The 23,316-nt window shown below is 74.0% G+C and carries 17 protein-coding genes; 12 read left to right on the top strand and 5 right to left on the bottom strand.

The window, feature by feature from the left end; translation table 11 throughout:
• Positions 1-3: 3 nt before the first annotated feature.
• Both ACGF3A_RS08275 and ACGF3A_RS08280 read right to left on the bottom strand, forming a co-directional pair.
• Positions 4-510, bottom strand: a complete 507-nt coding sequence (locus ACGF3A_RS08275; RefSeq protein WP_393726971.1) for a ferritin-like domain-containing protein — start codon at positions 508-510, stop codon at positions 4-6.
• Positions 507-1,169: a hypothetical protein gene (locus ACGF3A_RS08280; protein ID WP_393726973.1), complete on the bottom strand. Its 663-nt coding sequence runs from the start codon at positions 1,167-1,169 to the stop codon at positions 507-509. Before ACGF3A_RS08280 ends, ACGF3A_RS08275 begins: the two co-directional genes overlap by 4 nt.
• 270 nt (positions 1,170-1,439) lie before the next feature.
• Between ACGF3A_RS08280 and rimP the strand changes: the two genes are divergently transcribed.
• The 9 genes from rimP (at position 1,440) to ACGF3A_RS08325 (ending at position 13,738) form a co-directional block, all read left to right on the top strand.
• Positions 1,440-1,985 (top strand): ribosome maturation factor RimP, encoded by a 546-nt coding sequence (gene rimP, locus ACGF3A_RS08285; protein ID WP_393726975.1) that lies wholly within the window; start codon positions 1,440-1,442, stop codon positions 1,983-1,985.
• Positions 1,986-1,987: 2 nt separating this feature from the next.
• A complete protein-coding gene (gene nusA / locus ACGF3A_RS08290) occupies positions 1,988-3,016 on the top strand; it encodes a transcription termination factor NusA (RefSeq protein ID WP_393726977.1) in 1,029 nt (342 codons plus the stop codon).
• A 107-nt stretch (positions 3,017-3,123) separates the two neighbouring features.
• Positions 3,124-3,420, top strand: coding sequence for a YlxR family protein (locus ACGF3A_RS08295; protein ID WP_393726979.1), 297 nt, complete (start codon positions 3,124-3,126; stop codon positions 3,418-3,420).
• Between the two features lie 156 nt (positions 3,421-3,576).
• Positions 3,577-6,708 (top strand): translation initiation factor IF-2, encoded by a 3,132-nt coding sequence (gene infB / locus ACGF3A_RS08300; RefSeq protein WP_393726981.1) that lies wholly within the window; start codon positions 3,577-3,579, stop codon positions 6,706-6,708.
• 143 nt (positions 6,709-6,851) lie between these two features.
• Positions 6,852-7,148: a DUF503 domain-containing protein gene (locus ACGF3A_RS08305; RefSeq protein WP_393726983.1), complete on the top strand. Its 297-nt coding sequence runs from the start codon at positions 6,852-6,854 to the stop codon at positions 7,146-7,148.
• Positions 7,149-7,206: 58 nt separating this feature from the next.
• Positions 7,207-7,659: a 30S ribosome-binding factor RbfA gene (gene rbfA / locus ACGF3A_RS08310; RefSeq protein ID WP_393726985.1), complete on the top strand. Its 453-nt coding sequence runs from the start codon at positions 7,207-7,209 to the stop codon at positions 7,657-7,659.
• Between the two features lie 4 nt (positions 7,660-7,663).
• Entirely contained in the window at positions 7,664-8,593 is a 930-nt protein-coding gene (gene truB, locus ACGF3A_RS08315; RefSeq protein ID WP_393726987.1) for a tRNA pseudouridine(55) synthase TruB, read from the top strand.
• A gap of 252 nt (positions 8,594-8,845) precedes the next feature.
• Positions 8,846-12,511, top strand: coding sequence for a trypsin-like peptidase domain-containing protein (locus tag ACGF3A_RS08320; RefSeq protein ID WP_393726989.1), 3,666 nt, complete (start codon positions 8,846-8,848; stop codon positions 12,509-12,511).
• A 291-nt stretch (positions 12,512-12,802) separates the two neighbouring features.
• On the top strand, positions 12,803-13,738 hold the full coding sequence (locus ACGF3A_RS08325; protein ID WP_393726991.1) for a bifunctional riboflavin kinase/FAD synthetase: 936 nt from the start codon (positions 12,803-12,805) through the stop codon (positions 13,736-13,738).
• Between the two features lie 96 nt (positions 13,739-13,834).
• Here the strand turns inward: ACGF3A_RS08325 and ACGF3A_RS08330 are convergent, their stop codons facing one another.
• From ACGF3A_RS08330 to eccE, 3 genes are all read right to left on the bottom strand, one after another.
• Complete coding sequence (locus ACGF3A_RS08330) at positions 13,835-17,128, bottom strand: SCO5717 family growth-regulating ATPase (RefSeq protein WP_393726993.1); 3,294 nt, start codon at positions 17,126-17,128, stop codon at positions 13,835-13,837.
• A 254-nt stretch (positions 17,129-17,382) separates the two neighbouring features.
• Positions 17,383-18,093, bottom strand: coding sequence for a hypothetical protein (locus ACGF3A_RS08335; RefSeq protein WP_393726995.1), 711 nt, complete (start codon positions 18,091-18,093; stop codon positions 17,383-17,385).
• A complete protein-coding gene (gene eccE / locus ACGF3A_RS08340; protein WP_393726997.1) occupies positions 18,093-19,295 on the bottom strand; it encodes a type VII secretion protein EccE in 1,203 nt (400 codons plus the stop codon). The genes ACGF3A_RS08335 and eccE overlap by 1 nt, the downstream gene beginning before the upstream one ends.
• Positions 19,296-19,759: 464 nt before the next feature.
• On the opposite strand from eccE, the gene eccB reads away from it, so the two are divergent.
• The 3 genes from eccB (at position 19,760) to ACGF3A_RS08355 (ending at position 23,310) form a co-directional block, all read left to right on the top strand.
• Positions 19,760-21,295, top strand: coding sequence for a type VII secretion protein EccB (gene eccB, locus ACGF3A_RS08345; protein WP_393726999.1), 1,536 nt, complete (start codon positions 19,760-19,762; stop codon positions 21,293-21,295).
• 137 nt (positions 21,296-21,432) lie between these two features.
• Positions 21,433-22,635: a type VII secretion-associated serine protease mycosin gene (gene mycP, locus ACGF3A_RS08350; protein WP_393727228.1), complete on the top strand. Its 1,203-nt coding sequence runs from the start codon at positions 21,433-21,435 to the stop codon at positions 22,633-22,635.
• A gap of 198 nt (positions 22,636-22,833) precedes the next feature.
• Positions 22,834-23,310, top strand: a complete 477-nt coding sequence (locus ACGF3A_RS08355) for a hypothetical protein (protein WP_393727001.1) — start codon at positions 22,834-22,836, stop codon at positions 23,308-23,310.
• The last annotated feature ends 6 nt before the right edge of the window (positions 23,311-23,316 follow it).

Below are 23,316 nucleotides of genomic sequence, written 5' to 3' on the forward strand. Positions count from 1 at the left end.
GGGTCAGAGCGTGCCCGGGGCGCCCGTGCCGCTCGGCGAGGCCGAGGGCGCTCCGGAGGGCGAGCCCGAAGGGGCGGGCGGCGCCGCCTCCGAGGCACCGAGCTCGGGGAGCCCAGGGAAGGCTACGCCGCTCCCCTTCCAGCGCGTCGACCGGATGGCGGCCTCCCGCAGCGCCCCCGCCGCGTCCCGGCGCCGCGCCCCTTCGCTTGCCCGCACCAGGTCGGCGTACACCCCCGCGAGCCGGTCCTCCAGCTCGGCGGCGAGCCGTACGGCCGCGGCGCCGTCGGGGACGGCGAAGGGCAGCGCGTAGGCGGCGGCGGCCGGTTCGGGCTCGCCGCCGAGGTCGCGGACGGCGCGGCGGAGCGTGTCACGGCGCGCGCGGTGCGCGTCGTACGCCTCGCGGGCCTCCTTCTTGCGGTCCTCGTCGACGCGTCCGCCGACGACCCCGTAGCCGTAGACGGTCGCGTGCTCGGCGCGCAGCGCGGCCTGGACCGCGTCGAGCTGCTTCATCCCTCGTCCCCGTTCTTGCCGTCCTTCTCGTCCTTGTCCTCGTCCTTGTCCTCGTCCTCGTCGGGCTTCCCCTCGTCGAGGAGCCAGGCGTGCGCGGCGCCCGCCGCGGCGATCGAGGCGAGCAGCCTGGCCAGTTCGGGCGGGGCGTCGGCGAGGGCTTTCGTACGGGAGTCGGCCAGCCGCCGTTCGGCACCGGCGAGCGCGCCGAGCGCCTCCTTCTCGTCGCCCGGCACGGCCGCCTTGTCCGGGGAGCGCTCCTCGTCCGAGGGGCTGGGCGTCGCGGACGGGCGCGGCGAGCCGGGGGAGGCGGAGCCCGAGGGCGAGGCGGAGGGGGAGCGCGAGGCGTCCTCCGAGGCGCCCGCGCGGAGCACCTCGGCGTGCCGCGCCACGGCCTCCCGCAGGGGACGCAGCCGGGCGGCGAGCGCGGTGTGCGCCGCGGCCGTCCCGTCGTAGCGCGCGAGGAGCGACTCGCTCTCGCGCGCGGCCCGCAGCCGCGCGCGCCGTACGGCCGCCGTGTGCTCGGCGTCGGCGGTGTCCCCGGAGTCCCCGGTGCAGCCCGCGACGAGGAGGGATCCGCCGAGTCCGGCGGTGCTCAGGGCCCCGGCGAGCAGGGACCGTCTGCGGAGACCCGCGGCGGCCGTGAACGGCGTGAGCGGCATGGTGCACTCCCTGGCTAAGGGCCCGGCCGTGGGCCTCGCCCGTACATATGAGCGTCGCGTGGCGGTGATCACCGCCACGCGAGCGTACCCGGGCGCGCTCCCACCGCTTCGTCGGCCACCCCGCGTCGCCCCATGCGTACCCGGACGTCCCACACCTCCCGGCTTTCCCGGTCGGGTCGGCGCAGCGCGCCACAGACGATAGGCTTGTGCGGCGACACGCCCCCGTCACAGGCCCCCTACAACAGCACACGCGGCCGAGGAGTCACCCGGATGAGCACCACCCAGAGCGAGAGGCTGCGCGGACTGCTGGAACCGCTTGTCAGCAAGAGGGGGCTCGATCTCGAAGAGATCGAGGTGACCCCGGCGGGCAAGCGGCGGGTCCTCCGCGTCGTCGTGGACGCGGACGACGGGGTCCAGCTCGACACCTGCGCGGAGCTGAGCCGCGAGCTGTCCGGTGTGCTGGACGAGACCGACGCCATGGGCGGCTCGCCGTACGTGCTGGAGGTCACCTCTCCCGGAGCCGACCGACCCCTGACCGAGCAGCGGCACTACCGCCGCGCCGTCGGGCGGCTGATCAAGGTCCGGCTGACCGAGGAGGCCGGGGGCGAGGAGCTGACGGCCCGGGTCACCGCCGTGGACGACGAGGGCGTCGACCTGGAAGTGCCGGGTGTCAAGGGACGCAAGCCCACGCGGCGCCGCCTCGCCTTCGGCGAGATCGCGAAGGCGCGCGTGGAGATCGAGTTCAACCGCAAGGCCGCTGAGAAGGCGCAGCAGAAGTCCGCGGCCGCAGACGACGAGAGCAAGGAGGAGGCGTAGCCGTGGACATCGATATGAGTGCCCTGCGGGGGCTGGTGAGGGAGAAGGAGATCTCCCTCGATCTGCTGGTCGAGGCGATCGAGTCGGCCCTCCTCATCGCGTACCACCGCACCGAGGGCAGCAGGCGTGACGCACGGGTCGAGCTGAACCAGAAGTCGGGCCATGTCACGGTCTGGGCCAAGGAGAGCCCGGACGACCTGGAGGAGGGCGCCGAGCCGCGTGAGTTCGACGACACTCCTTCCGGCTTCGGCCGGATCGCGGCGACGACCGCGAAGCAGGTCATCCTCCAGCGCCTGCGGGACGCCGAGGAGGAGGTCACCTTCGGCGAGTACGCCGGGCGCGAGGGCGATGTCGTCGCGGGCGTCGTGCAGCAGGGCAAGGACCCCAAGAGCGTGCTGGTCGACATCGGCAAGCTGGAGGCGATCCTTCCGCCGCAGGAGCAGGTGCCCGGTGAGGACTACTCGCACGGCACCCGCCTGCGTACCTACGTGGTGCGCGTGGCCAAGGGCGTGCGCGGCCCGTCCGTGACCCTCTCGCGCACCCACCCGAACCTGGTCAAGAAGCTCTTCGAGCTGGAGGTCCCGGAGATCGCGGACGGCTCGGTCGACATCGCGGCCATCGCCCGTGAGGCAGGTCACCGTACGAAGATCGCCGTCCGGTCCACGCGCTCGGGGCTGAACGCGAAGGGCGCCTGCATCGGCCCGATGGGCGGCCGCGTGCGGAACGTGATGGCGGAGCTGCACGGCGAGAAGATCGACATCGTCGACTGGTCCGAGGACCCGGCGGAGCTCGTGGCCAACGCGCTCTCCCCGGCCCGGGTCAGCAAGGTCGAGATCGTGGACCTCGCCGCCCGCTCGGCCCGGGTGACCGTGCCCGACTACCAGCTCTCGCTGGCCATCGGCAAGGAGGGGCAGAACGCCCGTCTCGCCGCGCGGCTGACCGGCTGGCGCATCGACATCCGCCCGGACACGGCGGACGGCGGGGCCCCGGAACCGGGCCCGGCGCAGGACCGCGCGGCCGAGCAGGGCTGACCCCGGGACCCGCCGCGCGCCCCGGCGCGCGCGGCGCAGGACTCGGGAGAGTAACGACGCCCTTACCCCCCAAGGGGTCAGGCGCTTCGGGGAGGTAGACTTAAAAGGTGTCTGGCCGGACGCGCGCCAGGGCGTGCCCTCAGCGAACATGTGTGGGTTGCCGGGAGCGCTCGGACAAACGCGGTCTGTTGCGTGTGGTGCTGACCGGGGCAAGCTGTATCCCCGATCTTCGCGGTACGCTGCCCGGCCGGGGTGCGTATCTGCATCCCGTCTCGGCCTGCCTCGAGCAGGCCGTCCGCCGCCGGGCGTTCAACAGGGCCTTCCGGGGCCCTGGTCCGTTCGACATCGCGGATCTGCGCGAGCAGGTGGAACGGGCGGAGCAGGCCGGGCAGGCAGCACCGTAAGAGAACAGGCCCGCACGGGACCGCCGTGCGGGAGAGGTACCTCGCGAGTTGGAAGTAGGTCGAGATTGCGATGAGCACTCGATGAGTACGCGATGAGTACGCCCATGCATAAGTAGCGAAGGTCCGGCGGACATCCCCCGGGCCGTAAGGAGCGAAGTGGCTAAGGTCCGGGTATACGAGCTCGCCAAGGAGCTTGGGGTAGAGAGCAAGGTCGTCATGGCCAAGCTCCAAGAACTTGGTGAATTCGTCCGTTCGGCGTCCTCGACGATCGAGGCGCCGGTAGTCCGCAAACTGACTGACGCGTTCGACGCGGGCTCTGGTGCCAACGGCGCCAAGAAGAAGCCCGCCGCGAAGCCCGCGGCGCCCCAGCAGGCAGCCGCGAAGCCCGCCGCGCCGACCGCACCCAAGCCGGGTGCGAGCGCGGCTCCCAAGCCGGGTGCCCCGAAGCCGGGCGCCCCCAAGACGCCCGAGGCCCCGGTGACGCCGGCGGCCGACGCGGGCACGACCTCCGAGGCGCCCGCTCCGGGCGCCCCGAAGCCGAGCCAGGCGCCGAAGCCCGGTGGCCAGGGCCCCAAGCCGGGCCCCGCGCAGCCCGTGACCCCGGCGAAGCCGGAGTTCACCGCGCCGCCCGCGCAGCAGCAGGCCCCGCGTCCGGGTGCCCCGAAGCCGGGCCAGGCGCCCAAGCCTGGTGGCCAGGGTGCCCCCAAGCCGGGTGGCCAGGGCGGTCAGGGTGGTCAGGGCCAGGGCGGCCGTGGTGAGGGCCAGCGTGGCCCGAAGCCGGGCGGCCAGGGTGCCCCCAAGCCGGGTGCGCGCCCCTCGGGCCCGCGTCCGGGCAACAACCCCTTCACCTCGGGTGGTTCCACCGGCATGGCGCGCCCGCAGGCGCCCCGTCCGGGCGGTGCCCCCAAGCCTGGCGCCCCGAAGCCGGGCCAGGGTCCCAAGCCTGGCGGCCAGGGCCCCGGCGGCGGCGCGCAGGGCGGTGGCCCGCGGCCGCAGGCCCCGGGCGGCGGCCGTGCGACGCCGGGCAACATGCCGCGTCCGCAGGCCCCGCAGGGCGGTCCGCGCCCCGGTGGCGGCGGTGGTAACCGGCCGAACCCGGGCATGATGCCGCAGCGTCCCGCCGCGGGCCCGCGTCCCGGTGGCGGTGGCCCCGGCCGCGGTGGTCCCGGTGGCGGCGGTGGCCGTCCCGGTGGCGGCGGCGGTCGTCCCGGCGGTGGCGGCGGCTTCGGCGGCCGTCCCGGCGGCGGTGGCGGTCCGGGCGGCGGTCGTCCGGGCGGTGGCGGCGGCTTCGGCGGTCGTCCCGGCGGCGGTGGCCGTCCCGGCTTCGCCGGTCGTCCCGGCGGCCCCGGTGGCCGCGGTGGCACGCAGGGCGCGTTCGGCCGTCCCGGCGGTCCGGCGCGTCGTGGCCGCAAGTCGAAGCGGCAGAGGCGCCAGGAGTACGAGCAGATGCAGGCGCCGTCGGTCGGCGGCGTGATGCTGCCGCGCGGCAAGGGCGAGGTCGTCCGGCTGTCGCGCGGTGCCTCGCTGACGGACTTCGCGGAGAAGATCAACGCCAACCCGGCGTCGCTGGTCCAGGTGATGTTCAACCTGGGCGAGATGGTCACCGCGACCCAGTCCGTCTCCGACGAGACGCTCCAGCTCCTCGGTGACGAGATGAACTACACGGTTCAGATCGTCAGCCCCGAGGAGGAGGACAAGGAGCTGCTCGAGTCCTTCGACATCGAGTTCGGCGAGGACGAGGGCGGCGAGGAGAACCTCGCCGCGCGTCCGCCGGTGGTGACCGTCATGGGTCACGTCGACCACGGTAAGACGCGCCTTCTGGACGCCATCCGGAAGACGAACGTCATCGAGGGCGAGGCCGGCGGCATCACCCAGCACATCGGTGCCTACCAGGCGTCGACCGAGGTGAACGGCGAAGAGCGCAAGATCACCTTCATCGACACCCCGGGTCACGAGGCGTTCACCGCCATGCGTGCGCGCGGTGCCAAGTCGACGGACATCGCGATCCTCGTGGTCGCGGCGAACGACGGCGTGATGCCGCAGACCGTCGAGGCGCTGAACCACGCCAAGGCGGCCGAGGTCCCGATCGTCGTCGCGGTCAACAAGATCGACGTCGAGGGTGCCGACCCGACCAAGGTGCGCGGCCAGCTCACCGAGTACGGCCTGGTGGCCGAGGAGTACGGCGGCGACACGATGTTCGTCGACATCTCCGCGCGCCAGGGGCTGAACATCGAGGAGCTGCTGGAGGCCGTGGTCCTGACCGCGGACGCCTCGCTCGACCTGCGGGCCAACCCGGAGCAGGACGCGCAGGGCATCGCGATCGAGGCCCACCTCGACCGCGGCCGCGGCGCCGTGGCGACCGTGCTGGTCCAGCGCGGCACGCTCAAGGTCGGCGAGACCATGGTCGTGGGCGACGCCTACGGCAGGGTCCGCGCGATGCTCGACGACAAGGGAGAGAACATCAAGGAGGCGGGTCCCTCGACCCCCGTCCTGGTGCTCGGTCTCACCAACGTCCCGGGCGCGGGCGACAACTTCCTGGTGGTCGACGAGGACCGTACGGCCCGTCAGATCGCCGAGAAGCGCGCGGCCCGCGAGCGCAACGCCGCCTTCGCCAAGCGGACCCGCCGCGTCTCGCTGGAGGACCTGGACAAGGTGCTCAAGGCGGGCGAGGTGCAGCAGCTCAACCTCATCATCAAGGGCGACGCGTCCGGTTCGGTCGAGGCCCTGGAGTCCTCGCTGCTCCAGCTCGACGTCGGTGAAGAGGTGGACCTGCGCATCCTGCACCGCGGTGTGGGTGCGGTCACCGAGACCGACATCGACCTGGCGACCGGCTCCGACGCGATCGTGATCGGCTTCAACGTCCGCGCCGAGGGGCGCGCGACGCAGATGGCCGAGCGCGAGGGCGTCGACGTCCGCTACTACTCGGTGATCTACCAGGTCATCGAGGAGATCGAGGCGGCCCTGAAGGGCATGCTCAAGCCGGAGTACGAGGAGGTGGAGCTCGGCACCGCCGAGATCCGCGAGATCTTCCGCTCCTCCAAGCTGGGCAACATCGCCGGTGTCCTGATCCGCTCCGGCGAGGTCAAGAGGAACACCAAGGCACGCCTCGTGCGCGACGGCAAGGTCGTGGCGGAGAACCTCAACATCGAGGGCCTGCGCCGCTTCAAGGACGATGTCACCGAGATCCGCGAGGGCTTCGAGGGCGGTATCAACCTCGGTTCCTTCAACGACATCAAGGTCGACGACGTCATCGCGACCTACGAGATGCGGGAGAAGCCGCGCGGCTGACGCCGCCCGGCTGAACCCCACCTCGCGAGCCGGGGCCGGTCGGCGGAGAGTTATTTCCGTCGATCGGCCCCGGCCGTTGCGTGTACGGTTCGAGTGGCCCGCACACAGATCTCACGCCCCCCGGGTGGCTCTACCCGTATCGCATGTACGTAGGGACTCTGTCCTTCGATCTGCTCCTCGGCGACGTACGGTCGCTGAAGGAGAAGCGCTCCGTCGTCCGCCCGATCGTCGCCGAGCTGCACCGCAAGTACGCGGTGAGCGTGGCGGAGACCGGCGATCAGGACCTTCACCGCAGGGCTCATATCGGCCTCGCGGCGGTCTCGGGCGACGCGGGGCACCTCACCGAAGTGCTGGACCGCTGCGAGCGGCTCGTCGCCGCGCGGCCAGAAGTGGAGCTGCTGTCCGTACGGCGGCGGATCCACGGATCCGAAGACGAATAGCCAACAGCGAACAGCGACGAATGAGCGCACCAGCGCGCATGACCAAGGAGACGGACCAGTGGCCGACAACGCTCGGGCTAAGAAGCTCGCGGACCTCATCCGTGAGGTGGTCGCCGAGAAGCTGCACCGGGGCATCAAGGACCCGCGGCTCGGCACACATGTGACCGTCACGGACACCAGGGTCACCGGAGACCTGCGGGAGGCCACGGTCTTCTACACGGTCTACGGCGACGAGGAGGACCGCAAGGCGGCGGCAGCCGGACTGGAGAGCGCCAAGGGCGTGCTCCGCTCGGCCGTCGGCGCGGCGGCGGGCGTGAAGCACACGCCGAGCCTGACCTTCGTGGCGGACGCCCTTCCCGAGAACGCCAAGACCATCGACGAGGCGCTCGCCCGCGCCAAGGCGGCGGACGAGGAGGTCCGCAAGGCCTCCTCCGGGGCCGCCTATGCCGGAGAGGCCGACCCGTACCGCAAGCCGGGGGAGTCGGACGAGGACGAGGACGGGGACGCCTGAGCCGGTGGCACGCAAGAGAGAGAACGGCCCTGGCGGGCTGCTCGTCGTCGACAAGCCCGCCGGGTTCACCTCGCACGACGTGGTCGCCAAGCTGCGCGGCATGGCCCGCACGCGGCGCGTGGGGCACGCCGGGACGCTGGACCCGATGGCGACCGGTGTGCTCGTCATCGGCACCGAGAAGGCGACCCGGCTGCTCGGTCACCTCGCGCTGACCGACAAGCAGTACGTCGCGTCCGTACGGCTCGGGCAGGACACGGTCACCGAGGACGCCGAGAGCGAGTTCACGGCCACGGCCGGTGCCGCGGGCCTCACCCGTGAGGCGGTGGACGCGGGCGTCGGCAAGCTGACCGGGGAGCTGATGCAGGTCCCGTCGAAGGTGAGCGCGGTGAAGGTCGACGGCAAGCGGGCCTACGCGCGCGTGCGCGAGGGCGAGGAGGTCGAGCTGGCGGCACGTCCCGTCACGGTCTCCTCCTTCCAGGTCCTGGAGATGCGAGAGGACACCGCCGAGGACGGCACGCCGGTGACCGACCTCCTGGTCTCGGTGGTGTGCTCCTCGGGCACGTACGTCCGCGCGCTGGCGCGCGACCTCGGCGCGGGGCTCGGCACCGGCGGGCACCTGACGGCGCTGCGGCGCACCCGCGTGGGCCCGTACGGGCTGGACGGGGCGCGCACGCTCGACGAGCTCCAGGAACATGTCGACAAGGAGGCGCCGCTGCCCCTGCTCCCGCTGGGGGAGGCGGCCGCCGCGGCGTTCCCGCGCTGGGACGTCGACGAGGAGCAGGCCCGGCTGATCGGCAACGGGGCGCAGCTGAGGATGCCCGCCGCGCACGGCGAGGGCTCCGGTCCCGTCGCGGTCTTCGGCCCCGGCGACCGGTTCGTCGCGCTGGTCTCGGAGGCGAAGGGGCGGGCGAAGAGCCTCGCCGTCTTCGTCTGACGACGGCACCCCTCGGACACCGTTCCCCGTCGTGGGGAGGGCGCCGGCGCCTGGTCGGCGCCCGCCCCACGATCCCCCTCCTGGTCCCCCATGTCTCTATATCCACTCGGAGACGTGGTTTCACCCCAACGGGCAGGCGCTCGGAGTGAACCGTCGGCGCGGACGGGGGCGCGTTCGCTCCGCGGCCTGTCGCCGCTGATCAACTCCGCTCTACCGTCGAGGAGCGGGGCGTGCCAGCGGGGAGGTTCGGCGATGTCTGCGGAGCGTGGAGAGCCCGCGCCGGTGCGGATCTGCGACCTGGCGGGGCGGCCGCGGGGCACCGGATTCATGGCCGACGACCTCGGCACCCTGGTCACCAGCCACGAGGCCGTCGACGGCCTCAACCGCGCCGTCGTGCACGCGCCGGGGGAGCGTACGTTCCTGGCGGAGAGCGGCGACATCACGCCGCTGCCCGAGTGGGACCTCGCGCTGGTCCGCACCGAAGGGCTGGGACTCGCGCCGCTGGTGATCGGCGCCGAACGGCCGCGCACCGGGGGGACCGGTGGCGCCGGGGGCACGGGCGGCGTGGGCACCGAGGTCGTCCTCGGGGTGGGCGGCGCGGTCACGGCCCGGCTGAACGGCACGGTCTCGGCGACCTACACCTCCACCGACCGCTTCCACCCCCTGGAACAGGTGCTGGAACTCGCCCTTCCGGAGGCGGCCTGCGCGCAGCTCCGGCTCAGCAGGCGCGCCTCGGGCACGCCCGTGCTGGACGTCGCGACCGGCGCCGTCCTCGGCGTCCTCGGCACCGCGCTGCACGTGCCGGGCCGTACCGCGGGCTACGCGGTGCCGCTCTGCTCCGCTGGCGTGCTGGCCCCCGACGGGCCCCTCGGCGTGCTGCTGCGCCGCAACGGCGCGAGCGTCCCCGGCTTCGGGCCCGACCTCAACCTCGCGGGCGCGCTCCAGCTCACGGCCACCTCGGTGGGCCGCGCCGTCGAACGGTGCGCGCACGCGGTGGCCCGTCCGGAGATCGCGGAGGAGTTCACGGAGTTCGCCGGGTCCGGCGCCTCCGTGGCCGGACTCGTCGGGGACCCGGGCACGGGGCGTACGACCGAGCTGGCCGCCTTCGCGGCGCGGAGGGCTCGCGGGACGGCGCCCGAGCCGACCGTCTGGCTGCGCGGGGCCGATCTGCGGGCCGGGGACGGCAGCGTGCGGGAGGCCGTCGGGCGGGCGCTGGACGAGGCCGCGCGGATCGTCGCGGCGTCGCGTGGAGCGGGTCCTGAGGCGGGTCCTGAGGCGAGTGCTGAGGCGGGCCCCGACGGCGGTCGTCCTCCGGGTGCCAACCCGGACGTCGTCGCCCGGCTGGCCCGGGACGCGCGGCGTCCGCTGCTCGTCCTGCTCGACGCCCCCGAGGAGATGCCGCCCCAACTCGCCCACGGGCTGCGGCAGTGGACCGTCGGCACGTCGAGCTGGCTGCGTGCCTCGGGGGCACGGCTGGCGGTGGCGTGCAGGCCCGAGCACTGGGAGCAGGCGGGCGCGCTCTTCCCCCGCGACATGCTGTACGTCCCCCGGGGCGCGGCCTGGAGCGGCGGGGCGATGGCGCTGGAGGCCGGGCCGGGGCCCGGGTCCGGGCCCACCGGTCCCGGCCAGGGCGGTGCGGTCCTGCCCCCGTGCGTGCGGCTCGGCGACCTGCCGCCGCGGCAGGCGGTGCGCGCGCGGGCCGGGTACGGGCTGCCGGACGGGGCCCTCGCCGACGCGGACGCCGGGCATCCGCTGGCCATACGGATGCTGTCGGAGGTACGCGCCGCGCAGGCGTCCCGCGACGTCGGGACGGACCGGGTGCCGCGGCAGGGCGGGCCGCCCGACGGGCAGCCGGTGCGGGCCGAGATCCTCTCCGCGCACCTCGACCTCGTATGCCTGCGCATCGCGGTGCGGCTCGCGGCGGGTGAGCGGTCCGATCCGGGTGCGGGCGCGGGCGGGGTGCGGCGGCGGGCCGCGCGTGTCGCGGGGCAACTCCACGAGGCGGCACGGCGCTGTCTGGGGCCGGGACAGGGCGGGCTGGACCGGGCCTCGTTCGAGGAGATCTTCCCCTGGGGCGGAGGATGGGCGTCCGCCGTGCTGGGGGAGGGCGTGCTCGTACCGGCGGGGGGCGGATACCGGTTCGCGGACGAGGAGTTCGCCGACTGGATCCAGGGCCGCCATCTGGAGCTGGACGGGGCACTGGACGCGCTCGTGCACCGCAGGGACGAGCAGTCGGTGGCCATTCCCGTGCCCCGGCACCGGATCGGGCCCGTCGTGCAGTCCCTGCTGCTGTGCGGGCGCCGGGACGGGCCGGGCGCGCTGGTGCCCCGGCTGCGCCCGCTGGTGGACGCGCTCGCTCCGGGGGACGCGGGCGAGGAGGCCGCGTGGTGGGCGGCCCATCTGCTGGGGGAGACGCTGCTGCGGGTGCCCGACGCGCGCCCGTACGCCGCGGTGCTGCGGGCGCTGGCGGAGCGGATCGCCGGGCTCGTGGACGGGGCGCGGTTCGCGGAGGGGCCGCTCGGGCACGGGTTCGGGCCCTGGTTCTGGCGGCGTCTGCCGCTCGACGCCCGCGAGAAGGCCGAGCTGCTGCGGCTCCTGCTGCCCGCGGACAGCCCGTACGGAGAGGGCGACCGGTTCCTCGACGTCCTCGGCGAGCTGCTCGTCGCCGGGCCGCGCGCCGTGCAGCCGCTGCTGTGCGAGTGGTTCAGCGATCTGCGGGCGCTGCCGCGGAGGGAGGGGAGCGAGGGTGGCGAGGGCGCCGACGGGGTCGACGGCCGCCTGGCGCCGACCGTGGCCACCGCGGCGCAGGCGCTGCTGCACACGCACCGGCGCCACGCCGTGGACGACCTGGTCGAGGCGCTGGTCGGCGCCGCGCACCCGCGTGCGGACGAACTCCTGGCCGAGCTGGTGCACGACGAGCCGTCGGCCCTCTGCCGCGCTGTCGACCGCTGGGCGCACGACGACCGGGTGGAGCGCCGGGCGGCGGCGGCCATGTACGGAGTACGGGTCGCGGTCAGGGCCCGTACGGAGGCCGACCGTGAGCTGCTGCGCTACGCCGCGCTCGCGCTGCTGCGCCGCCCCGGCGACTGCTCGCTGCACGGGCCCGCGCTGGCCCTGCTCGTCCGCGACCCCGCCAGCCGTTCGCGCTTCGTCGACGCGGCGCTGGCCCGGTTCGGGGAGACCGGCGAACCGGAGCTGGCGAGCGCGCTGGGCACGGCGCTCGCCACCCACCCCGAGCCGGTCCTCGCCGCCTTCCACACGCTGCTGACGGAGGATGTCCAGGCGTCCCACGAGTCCCACGCGGGCGGCGTCGCGCGGGCGCGCGCGGTGCGGGCGCTCGCCGAGGTGCGTACGCCCGCGCTGGCCCGGCGCGCCGCGCTGCTCGTCCGCGCGTACGCCGAGTGCCGCCCGGACGAGGCGCGCGGGCCCGTGGCCGGGTTCGTACGGCGGCGGCTGGGGCACGGGCCGTCGGCGCGGGGCGTGCTGCGGCCGCTCGTCGCGGAGCTGCTCGCCTCCCGGACGACGGCGTTCCGGGCGAGCCTGGCCCGCGTGCTCGGCGCGGGCGAGGGCGTGCTGCGCGACGAACTGCTGGAGATGCTGCTCGCGGGGGAACGGGACCTGCGCGTCCTCGACGCGGCGCTGAGCGCGGTCGCGCGGCTGGAGGGGGGCCGGGGCCGGGAGCGGCTCGCCGGGGAGACGGTGCGGCGCGTCGGGCTGGCGATGGCGCGTACGCCGGAGGGCGCGGCGGGCTTCGACCGCGCCCTCGTCGAGCTGGCGCGCGAGGTCCCGGGCTTCGCCGCCGCGCTGCGCGGCTGGGTCGCGGGCGCGCCGGGGGAGTGGGCGGCGTTGATCGGCCCGAGCGCGCGCCGCATGTGCGAGACGCTGGCGGAGGCGGAGGCGGAGGCGAACGGGACGTAGGACGAACCGGGCGGTACGTCCTGTACCGGGACGGACGGGCTCGGCGGTCGTTCCGACGGGCATACGCGCGCGGGCGCGGGCGTTGCGGGGGAGGGGCCGGAGGGCCGTGGGGCGGTGCCCGGTGCGGCCGGGCGGCTGCGGCGCGGCGCGTGCGACATGGCACCCTTGGACCGGCGAGAGACCTCGCCGTTCATGGGCTTCGGCCCCGGCATCCAGCCCGGACAGGGCCCGGACAGGGCCCGGACCGGGACCTGACGGGGCAGCGACACCGGACATCGACGAGGAGCGGACGTGCAGCGCTGGCGTGGCTTGGAGGACATTCCCGAGGGCTGGGGGCGCAGCGTCGTCACCATCGGCTCGTACGACGGGGTCCACCGCGGGCACCAGCGGATCCTGGGCCGGACCGTGGAGCGGGCGCGCGAGCTGGGCGTGTCCTCGGTCGTCGTGACGTTCGACCCGCACCCGAGCGAGGTCGTGCGCCCCGGCAGCCACCCTCCGCTGCTCGCCCCGCACCACCGCCGCGCCGACCTGATGGCGGAGCTGGGCGTGGACGCCGTTCTGGTGCTGCCCTTCACCGCTGACTTCTCGCAGCTGTCCCCGGCCGACTTCGCGGTGAAGGTCCTGGTGGACAAGTTGCACGCGTGCGGCGTCGTGGAGGGCCCCACGTTCCGCTTCGGGCACCGCGCCGAGGGCGATGTGGAGACGCTCGCCGAGCTGGGGCGTACGTACGACTTCGACGTGACCGTCCTCGACCTGTGCGCCGGGGAGGCGCCGGACGCCGCGCCCTTCTCCTCGACCCTCGCCCGGCGGCTCGTAGCCGAGGGGGACGTGCGCGGGGCCGCGGAGGTGCTGGGCCGTCCGCACCGTGTCGAGGGCGTGGTGGTGCGCGGCGCGCAGCGCGGCCGCGAACTGGGCTTCCCCACCGCGAACGTGGAGACGCTGCCGTACACCGCGGTCCCCGACGACGGCGTGTACGCGGGCTGGCTGACGGCCGACGGCGAGCGCATGCCCGCCGCGATCTCCGTGGGCACCAACCCGCAGTTCGAGGGCAAGACGCGCACGGTGGAGGCGTACGCGATCGACCGCGTGGGGCTCGATCTGTACGGGCTGCACGTCGCGGTGGACTTCCTGGAGTTCATCCGTGGCCAGGAGAAGTTCGAGACGCTGGACGGACTGCTGGAGCGGATGACGAAGGACGTCGACAGGGCGCGTGAGCTGACCCGGTGACCCGGTGACCCGCTGACTCGCTTGTTCACGTGCGGAGGGCCCGTTCCAGGGAAGTGGAACGGGCCCTCCGTCGTGTGCCTCGTCGTGTGCTCCGGCCTACTGGCCCTGCGGCGGGGGCTGCTGCTGCCAGCCCGCGCCGGGCTGGGGCTGCTGGGGCTGGGGCGGCTGCGCGTACGGCGTGTACGGCTGCTGCTGGGGTTGTTGCTGCGGCTGGGGGTAGGGCTGGGCTCCCGGCGGGAGCTGGGGGGACGGCTGCTGCTGTGCCTGGCCCGGGAGCGGCGGCGCGAGCTGGGGCGGCGGATTGCCGTCGGCCGTCCACAGGCCCTGCTCGCGCTGGGCGCGCGCGAAGTCCTCGGCGATGAGCGCGGACAGGTTGAAGTACGCCTCGCGGGTCTTGGGCCGCATCAGGCCGAGGTCCAGCTCGGCGCCCGCCGAGAGGTGCTCGTCGAAGGGGATCGTCACCACGCCGCGGCAGCGCGTCTCGAAGTGCGCCACGATGTCCTCGACCTTGATCATCTTGCCGGTCTCGCGGACGCCGGAGATGACGGTGATGCTGCGCTGCACCAGGTCGCCGTAGCCGTGCGCCGCGAGCCAGTCGAGCGTGGTGCTCGCGCTGCTCGCGCCGTCCACGGACGGGGTCGAGATGATGATCAACTGGTCGGCGAGGTCCAGCACTCCGCGCATCGCGGAGTAGAGGAGACCTGTGCCCGAGTCGGTGAGGATGATCGGGTACTGCTTGCCGAGGACGTCGATCACGCGGCGGTAGTCGTCGTCGTTGAACGTGGTCGAGATCGCCGGATCCACGTCGTTCGCCAGGATCTCCAGCCCGGAGGACGCCTGGGAGGTGAACCTCCGGATGTCCATGTAGCTGTTGAGGTACGGGATCGCGGTGACCAGGTCGCGGATCGTCGCGCCGGTCTCGCGGCGCACCCGGCGGCCGAGCGTGCCCGCGTCCGGGTTCGCGTCGATCGCGATGACCTTGTCCTGGCGCTCGGTGGCGAGCGTGGAGCCGAGCGCCGTGGTGGTCGTCGTCTTGCCGACGCCGCCCTTGAGGCTGATGACCGCTATCCGGTAGCAGGACAGCACGGGCGTACGGATCAGCTCCAGCTTGCGCTGACGCTCGGCCTCCTCCTTCTTGCCGCCGATACGGAAGCGGGAGCCCCGGTTACCGGTATTGGGGCGGGGCTTCTTCTTGCTGTTGATCAGCCGGTCGGAGGACAGCTCGACGGCGGCCGTGTACCCCAGGGGTGAACCGGAGGCGTCCAGACGCCGCGGATCCACGGGCTGCGCCGGGGCCGGTGACTGGGCCTGAGCCTGCGGCTGCGGCTGCGGCTGCGGCTGCGGCTGGGCCTGGGCGGCCGGTGGCTGCGCCTGAGCCTGCGGCTGGGGTTGGGGCTGTGCCGGGGCCGGGGCCGGGTGCTGCGGTTGAGCTTGGGCCTCGGGCTGTGCCTGAGGCGGGGAAGTCGGGGCGAGGGGCTGCTGAACGGGCTGCGGCAGCGCGGGCTGCTGGGGCTGCGGCGTCGCCGGTGGCGGCTCGTTCGTGGGCTGGCCGGGGTAGGGGCCGGCATGCTGCGGCATCGGGTACGACGCGGCAAAGGGCTGTCCCGCCTGCTGCGGATAGCCGTAGCCCTGCGCCGGAGGGGCCGCCGGTGGCTGCTCCTGGCTCGGTGCCGCCTGCGGTGTCTGCGGCGTCTGCGGTGCTTGTGGCGGTACGGGCGTCGCCTGGCCGGGCGGCTGCGGGTAGCCGTAACCGCCCGGCGCCGCCGCGGGCGGCAGGGCGCCAGAGACGTCCGCCGATCCTGCCCCGTCGGTCGCCTCCTGCGTCGGCTGCGCGGCCGCCGGAGTCTGAGTCTGCTCCGGGATCGGGGCCGGGGCCGGTGTCGGAGCCGGGGACAGGGGCGTGGCGGGCCACGGGGTGCCCTGGGGCGGGGTGGCCGCGGGCTGGAAGTCCGGGGGCAGCGGCGGCAGACCGCCGACTCCCTTGCCGCTCGTGCCGCTTGCGCCGTCGTCAGCGGCGGCCGGAGCGGGGGAGACGGGCCAAGGTCCGGCCTGCTGCGGTGTCGCCGGGGCCAGCGGGTGCGGCGGTACGGCGTCGCTCGGCTCGGGTGCGTCCGGCTCCGCTTCGCGGGCGTAGGAGGCGGGAACGGCGTCGTGCGGTTCCTCGGCGGGTTCGGCGGGTTGGGCCGGTTCGGTGGACTCGGCCGTCGGCGGGAGCGGGGACGGCGGGGCGTCCTGGGGCTCGTCGTCGGCGTCCGTCGAGCGCGCGAAGTCCGGGGCTGCCCCGGAGTCCTCCGCGCGGAACTCGTACCGGTCGTCGTCGGCGGCGGTCGCGTCCTGGTCCTCCCCGCTCTCCAACTCCTCGGCCGCTGCCTCGGCGGCCCTGCGCTCGCGCAGCTCGCGGCGCATCGCGGCCGCGGAGAAGCGCATGGTGGCGCTGTCCTCGATGTCGCCCGTGGCCTCGGGAGCTTCGTCGGCCAGCGGCTCGGCGACGGGGGCGAAAGCCGCCTCTTCGGCTTCTGCCTCAACTTCCGCTACGGCTTCGTCTTCGCCTTCGTCTTCGTCTTCCGCTTCGGCCCCGGTGTCCGTCGCCGCGTCTGCGGCCACTTCTTCCGTGGCCTCGACGTCGATCTCGGCCTCAACGTCGGCCTCGACTTCGGCTTCTGCCTCTTCGTCCGCGTCCGGACGTGCCTCGACCTCGACCTCGGCCTCGTACGCCTCGACCGGAGCTTCCTCTTCCTCGTCCTCCACCCTCTCCTCGGCGTCAGCCTCGGCCTCGGCCTCGGTGTCCGTGGTGGGCTCCGCGGGCGGGAAGGCCGGGGGCAGGGGCGGGGCGAGGGGGAACGAGGTCGTGCCGGGCTCCTGCGCGATCGTTCCGGGGGCCTCTGCGGGGACTTCCTCGCGGGCCTCGTCCGGTTCGTCCCCGGCCTCTGCCTCCGTCTCAACCTCCGCCTCAACCTCGGGCGTCGGCGTCGGCGTCGGCGCCGGCGCCGGAACCGGGGCCGACGGTTCCGTGAGCGGCTTCAGGGAGGGGAACGCGGGCGGTGCCGTCGGGGCCGGGCCCGACGGCATACGTTCGGCCGCCGTCGCCCCGGCGTCCCACGCGCGGGGCGCGGCCCCGCCGCCCAGCGCGAAGTCGTCCTCGGGGACCGGCGGTTCCTCGACGGCACCGGCGGGCGCACCCGGCATCGGCGTCACGTCCCCGCCGGGGGCGCTGACGGGCGTGCCCTCGGGCTGGCTCCCGGCGTCCTGCGTGTACCAGGCCGGGGGCGTGTAGTCGATGGTGAACTGGCCCGTCGACTCCACGTCCTGTTCGGAGTCGGTGTCCGCATCGAGCCGATCGGTCCCGGGCAGGGTCCCCCCGAAGCGGATCTCGTCCCGATCGCTGCTCACAATGCCTCCTGCATGGTCATACACCCCGGTTCGCGTACGCGCCCGCCCTCGCGCGTCCGCCCAGCCTAATCAAGGCAACTCCCGTTGCGGCAGGGCGGTCCGGCCCCACGAATGGGAGGGAAGCACCCCTCTCCGACCGAACCATCCATCCCCACCCGCTGTCCGCACAAGCGGATGTACCGGATGAAGTTGAAGGCGGTCCCGTCGGCTGGTCCACGCGGTCCGCGCCCTGTCCGCGCGGTACTGCCCCCGCGTCAGTCGAGCCGTCTCGCCCTGCCCAGCAGCCCCGACTCCGCGTCGGTCGGCTGCGTGAGCGCGTACTGCCGGTCGCGCCGCGTGCACCACAGGGTCACCCCGTCGCCGAGGGTGGAGAGCGCGGGCACGTCCTGCTCGGGGATCTGCATCAGGCGGCCGATCTGCTGAGCCTCCTCCGGCGAGACGCGCTGCACCCCGACGAGCGACGCCTGGCGCAGCAGCCGGGGCGCGGTCGGGCTGAGATACGGCAGCAGGGTCAGCACGGACTGCCAGGGCGCCGAGGTGACCCGGCCGCGCGGCGGGCGGACGCCGCAGTCGCGCACGACGACGACGGGACTGCTGACGCTGGGGCCGAGCCGGGGCACGCGCCCCACGTCGTACAGCGCCATGCACTCCTGGCCCGCGCCCGCCGCCTGCACCAGGCTCGTCCAGACCTGGGCGCGGCCAGTCTCGACCGCGACCCGCGCGCCCGCACCGGCCAGCCGCAGCGCGAGCACCTGCGCGGTCCAGAGGCCGCCGACGAGCACCACCTCGTACGGCTCGGGGCGCACGAGGCCTGCCAGCCAGGGGCGTCCGTCCGCGTCGTTCCCCACCACCACGCCGTCGTCGCCCAGCGGCAGCGCCATGGCGGCCAGCTGGTCGGCCGCGACCGCGTGCCCGGAGCGGCGCGGGCCCGTCAGCCCCGCCATGCGGCGCACTCCGCCCGGCATCAGCGCACCCCTCCCAGCGGCAGCGAGGCGAGGGCGCCCGGCAGCTGCTCGCGGTCGAGGCGGACCAGGGCGACCCGCGCGGCACGTGACGCGCGCTCCAGATGGCGGCGCGCGGCGATCAGCTCGGTGTCCGAGCGCCCGGTGAGCCGGACGTGCCCGGTGACCGTCACGGCGCTGCGGCGCGTCGAACGGCCCATGGTGAGGCTGAACGTGCTGGTGAACGCCGGGGCCGAGGTCAGCAGCGCCACCAGGCGCGGCAGCGGCGTCGCGCCGCCGCCCAGCTCGGGCCAGCGGCCCACCGCGTACGTCGTGTGCCAGCGGTCGTCGCAGCGCCAGACCCGGGAGGTCTCCGCGGTGCGGCGGGCGGGCAGCGCGTCGGGCCTGCTCGCGCGGGCCGTCGCCACGGGGTTGAGACAGGCGGAGGTGGCCAGCGCGGAGATCAGCTCCTCCTCGTCGAGCACCTGGGCGCGGAAGCCCGCGCCGGTGAGTCTGCTCGCCAGATGGTCGGCGGCGCGCACCAGGCAGCGCTGGGCGCCCTCCAGGCCGCCGCCGCGCGCCTCGACGGCCTCGGGGCAGAGCTCGGGGTCGAGCTTGAGCGCCACCCAGGTCAGCCGCAGCGCGGGCGCGCCGGTCTGCTCCTGCAGCGGCCCGTAGCTCTGCCTGGCCACCGACTGCTCCGGGAGGTGCGGCGCGGGCGCGGGCTGCACCTGCTGCACCGTCTGCACGGACTCCAGCGCTATCCCGTCCACGTCCAGCGCGCCCTGCACCAGGTCCAGGGGGAGCGGGCGCGCGCCGGAGACCGGGCGCAGCGGTCCCGCCGCCGTCGCGTCCACGGAGACCAGCGCGGTCAGGAACGTGCCGTCGCCGAGCATGCCGACGGTGCGGCGGTGCTTGTCGACATATCCGTACGTACGCAGCCCGGGGGCGCCCTCCACCAGGGGCAGGAACGCCGGGTCGAGCCGCTCGCCCGCGGCGTCCACCACCATCGCGGGGGACAGCGGCTGCGCGGCCTCGCGTGCGCGGGTGCGGAGCGCGAAGAGGGTCGCCGCCCAGTCGCGGAGCGACTGCTGGCGGCGCCGGATCAGCCCGGCGACGGCCAGCGGCACCGCGATCACGACCGCGGGGACCAGCAGCAGCTCGTCGATGGCGGCGGCGACGACCAGGACGGCGAGCGCCAGCTCCAGCAGCACGAGTTGTTGCAACTGAAACGGTCCGAGGCCGCTCGCCCGCGAAGCGGTGCGCAGTGTCGCCGATACGGGTGGCCGGGGGCGGACGGGCGGAGCGCCGCCCGTGCCTCGTCCGGGCGGCGTCCCGCCTCGGCGCGGCGGGGTCCCGCCCCGCCGCTGGCTTCCGGGGCGCCCGGGCGCGCCCGCGCCGCGCGGGGCGCCACCGGGGCCCCGCCGCCCCGCGGCGCCCTGGGCGCGCGTCGCAGATCCCATCCCCGAAGGCCCCCTCATGTCCGAATTCGCCCCACTCGTCAGGGGCGTTGGGCGGGCGATCACGATACCTGAGCGGCGCGACGCGATCCCCAACCGGCATAGTAGGGGCCCGGTCCGACAACCGGCAGCGGCAACGGGGCACAGTACGGGGCAGAGTGGGGCTCGCGGGCCCCGGCGGCGGCGCGCCGCGGACCGTCAGAGGCGAGGCAGGGGAGAAGCGGTCACTTATGGCGTCACGGCGGGACGAGCTGAATGCCTACACCTTTGCGAAGAAGCGTCTGGTTGCGGCATTCCTCCAACCTTCGCCCACGGGGACCGAGGAGGGCGCGCCCCGTCCGCTGCGCGGCATCCTTCCCGGAATCATCATCGGCGTACTGATCCTCGCGGGCTTCGGCGCCTGGGGGATGTTCAAGCCCAAGGCGCCCGAGGCGTGGGACGAGCCGGGCGAGAAGGTCATCATCGGCAGCGAGTCGACCACCCGTTACGTCGTCCTCAAGACGGGCAAGAAGGCCCAGCTCCACCCGGTGCTCAACCTCGCCTCGGCCAAGCTGCTGCTGGATCCGGGCAAGGGCGAGGTCGTCAAGGTCGACGAGAAGGTGCTCGACAAGGGCGACATACCGCACGGAGCCACCCTGGGCATCCCCTACGCGCCCGACCGCCTCCCCGGACCCGACGAGGCCGCGAAGCGGAAGCGCTGGGCCGTCTGCGAGCGCCCCAGCCAGGGCGGGCGCGCCGTGCAGAAGTCCGCGTTCGTCCTCGCCGAGCGCGACGAGCACCGGGTCGAGGGCCGGAACCGGCTGCGCGGGGGCGAACTCCTCTACGTACAGGGGCCGGACGACAAGCTGTACGTGGTGGACCGGAAGGGCCGTAAGTACCCGCTCGCGGAGAACGAGCTGCTGCTCCGGCTCATCGTGGAGGGCCGCAAGCCCCAGCGCGTCTCCCGCCAGTGGCTCGCGACCCTGCACACCGGCGACCCCATCGACTTCCCCCGGGTGCGCGGCACGGTCGGCCAGCCCGCGGGCCAGGACGGCCTGGACCCCCGCGCCAACCAGGTCGGCATGGTGCTGCGCGCCTCGTCCGGCGCCGGGACCCAGCACTACGTGGTGCTCAGGACCGGCGTGCACCCGGTGAGCAACTTCATGGCCCACCTGCTGCTCAACCCGCCCCGCAGGGACGTGCTCAAGCAGAACGGCAAGGCGATGGAGGTCAGCGCGGGCACCTTCACCCAGTCCGACATCGGCTTCGGGCAGGACCTCAAATGGCCGACGGAGAAGGGCGAACCGGTCAACGAGGCGCGGACGGGCGCGAGCAAGGGCAGCCGCGACACCGTCTGCAACGTCCTGCGCGGCGTCGACAGACGTACGGGGAAGACCACGCTCAGCACCTGGGCGGGCGACACCGCTCCCGCACAGCTCCCGTCCGGCGCCACCAGCGCGTACGTCACCCCGGGCACGGGCCAGCTCTTCCGCCAGGTCAAGGGCAGGAACATGAAGGACGGCGGCATCTTCCTGGTGACCGACACGGGGCTGCGCTACGCGACGCAGGGCACCAACGACTCGGAGAAGGGCGACCCGCCGGACGCCGGAGCCAACGGCGGCCAGAAGGCCGAACAGTCCCAGGAGGGCCAGGAGGGCCAGAACGCGCAGCGCCGGCTCGGCTACGAGGGGCTCAAGCCCGCGCCCGTACCGGCCGAGTGGTCCCAGTTCCTGCCGACGGGCCCGCGCCTGTCGACGGGCAGCGCCAAGCAGCCGCAGGGCTCCTGAGGACGGGGGGAACGAGCATGCCGCCGACGGCACCCGCACGGGCACGTACGCGGGGTACGCGGGGTACGCGGGGTACGCCGGGCACGCGGGGTCGTACGCGCCGCCGCGTCGCCTCCCTGTGCGCCGCCGCCCTGGTCATGGGCTCGGCCCTGAGCGCCGCGGCCGTCACGACCGCAACGCCCGCCGCCGCCGACACCAGCACCGAGTGCCGCTTCCCCTCCAAGCCGTACAAGGGACGTCCCTGGTCGCTGCAGCGCGTGCTGCTGAACGAGCTGTGGCAGGGCACGGGGCACGGCCGGGGCATCCGGGTGGCGGTCATAGACACGGGCGTGGACATCAAGAACAAGCAGCTGACGGACGCCGTCGACGCCCGGATGGGCAAGAACTTCCTTCCGGCGAAGCCGAAGAAGGACAAGTTCGGCGAAAAGACGTCACGAGGCCGCGCCAACGGCACGACCGACCGGGTCGGCCACGGCACCAAGGTCGCGGGCATCATCGCGGCCCGCCCCGCCTCCGGCACGGGCTTCGTCGGCCTGGCGCCGCGGGCCACCGTCATCCCCGTCCAGCAGAACGACGAGAACGGCAGCGGCACGGCCGAGTCCCTCGCCCGGTCCATCGACTACGCGGTCGACGCGAAGGCCGACGTGATCAACATCTCCCAGGACACGGCCCAGGCCCTGCGCCCCGAGTCCGCGCTCAAGCAGGCCGTCGAACGGGCGCTGGAGGAGGACGTCGTCGTGGTCGCCTCGGCGGGCAACGACGGCCTCGGCGGCAACGTGAAGAAGACCTACCCCGCCTCGTACCAAGGGGTCCTCGCCGTGGCCTCCTCCGACCGGAACAACGAGCGCGCGCCCTTCTCCCAGTCCGGCGAGTTCGTGGACGTGGCGGCGCCGGGCGTCGACATGATATCGACCGTCCCGGGCGGCGGCCACTGCGCCGACAACGGCACCAGCTTCTCGGCCCCGTACGTGGCGGGCGTGGCGGCACTGCTGCGCGCCAAGCACCCCGACTGGAAGCAGCATCAGGTCGTCGCCCAGATCGAGCAGACCGCCGAACGCTCGATCGCGGGCCACGACCGCCTCGTCGGCTGGGGCGTCGTCGACCCGGTGCGCGCGCTGACCGAGGACGCGCGGCCCATCGACCGGCCCGTCGCCCGCGAAGGCGTCGCAAAGGGGGAGGAACCGACCCCTTCCAAGCTCCAGTTGGGCGAGACCGAGCAGGAACGGAACGAAAGAATCGGAACCTACGTCCTTGTGGGAGGCGGAACGGCGGTCGCCGCGGTCATCGGCACCACGCTCGTCCTGCGTGACCGGCGCCGTCGGCGGATGGCGGAGGGGTGAGCAATTCCACGTCGCCGATTTGCAGTTGGAACAGTCGTATGGTGTGGCTAGAGTGAGATGTTGCACCGCGTGCGACGCGGACGCGACGCAGAGTGGATCAGCCGAACGGGACAGCGGGACAGCAGAATCGCGGCAACGCGGGGACAGCAACGCGGGACAGCAGCGGCGAACGGGGAGATCTACATGGCGGAGCCGGGCATGCCTGCCGGGGTGCCTTCTGGTTCCTCGGCGGACCTGAAGCGCGGGGCCGGCGCGCTCAAACGGCTCAAGAAGCGCATCGACGGCGTGATCAAGGAACTCGACGAGTCCCCCGGCGCCCAGCACAAGGTGGCCGCGGCCCGCAAGATGACCCGGCGCTCGCTGAGCGGCGACAACCTGGAGTTCCTGGAGGCCGACGGCCTCTTCCAGAAGTACAACGAGGTCCACGACACCCTCACGGCCCTCTCGAAGGCCCTCCGCGAACAGATCGACGGCATCGGCATCGCCGTCAAGATCGCGGACCATGGCTTCGACTCCCTGGAGGAGGACGAGAAGCGGCGGTACGAGCGGATCCAGGCCCGTGCGGACGAGTTGATGCGGGGCGTCGACCCCAAGGCCGAGCCCAAGGACAGCCCCAAGGGCGAGGGCAAGGGTGAGAGCAAGGCCGGGAACGACGGTGACAGGGGCGGATTGTGACCGCTC

It is taken from the genome of Streptomyces sp. NPDC048172, from assembly GCF_043202595.1.
Taxonomy (GTDB): domain Bacteria; phylum Actinomycetota; class Actinomycetes; order Streptomycetales; family Streptomycetaceae; genus Streptomyces.

What these genes read in the sequence shown, in the direction of transcription:
- rimP (WP_393726975.1), top strand. Translation starts at nt 1,440, where the DNA reads ATGAGCACCACCCAGAGCGAGAGGCTGCGCGGACTGCTGGAACCGCTT.
- ACGF3A_RS08305 (WP_393726983.1), top strand. Translation starts at nt 6,852, where the DNA reads ATGTACGTAGGGACTCTGTCCTTCGATCTGCTCCTCGGCGACGTACGG.
- ACGF3A_RS08320 (WP_393726989.1), top strand. Translation starts at nt 8,846, where the DNA reads ATGTCTGCGGAGCGTGGAGAGCCCGCGCCGGTGCGGATCTGCGACCTG.
- ACGF3A_RS08275 (WP_393726971.1), bottom strand. Translation starts at nt 510, where the DNA reads ATGAAGCAGCTCGACGCGGTCCAGGCCGCGCTGCGCGCCGAGCACGCG.
- ACGF3A_RS08280 (WP_393726973.1), bottom strand. Translation starts at nt 1,169, where the DNA reads ATGCCGCTCACGCCGTTCACGGCCGCCGCGGGTCTCCGCAGACGGTCC.
- ACGF3A_RS08335 (WP_393726995.1), bottom strand. Translation starts at nt 18,093, where the DNA reads ATGCCGGGCGGAGTGCGCCGCATGGCGGGGCTGACGGGCCCGCGCCGC.
- mycP (WP_393727228.1), top strand. Translation starts at nt 21,433, where the DNA reads ATGGGCTCGGCCCTGAGCGCCGCGGCCGTCACGACCGCAACGCCCGCC.
- eccB (WP_393726999.1), top strand. Translation starts at nt 19,760, where the DNA reads ATGGCGTCACGGCGGGACGAGCTGAATGCCTACACCTTTGCGAAGAAG.
- ACGF3A_RS08355 (WP_393727001.1), top strand. Translation starts at nt 22,834, where the DNA reads ATGCCTGCCGGGGTGCCTTCTGGTTCCTCGGCGGACCTGAAGCGCGGG.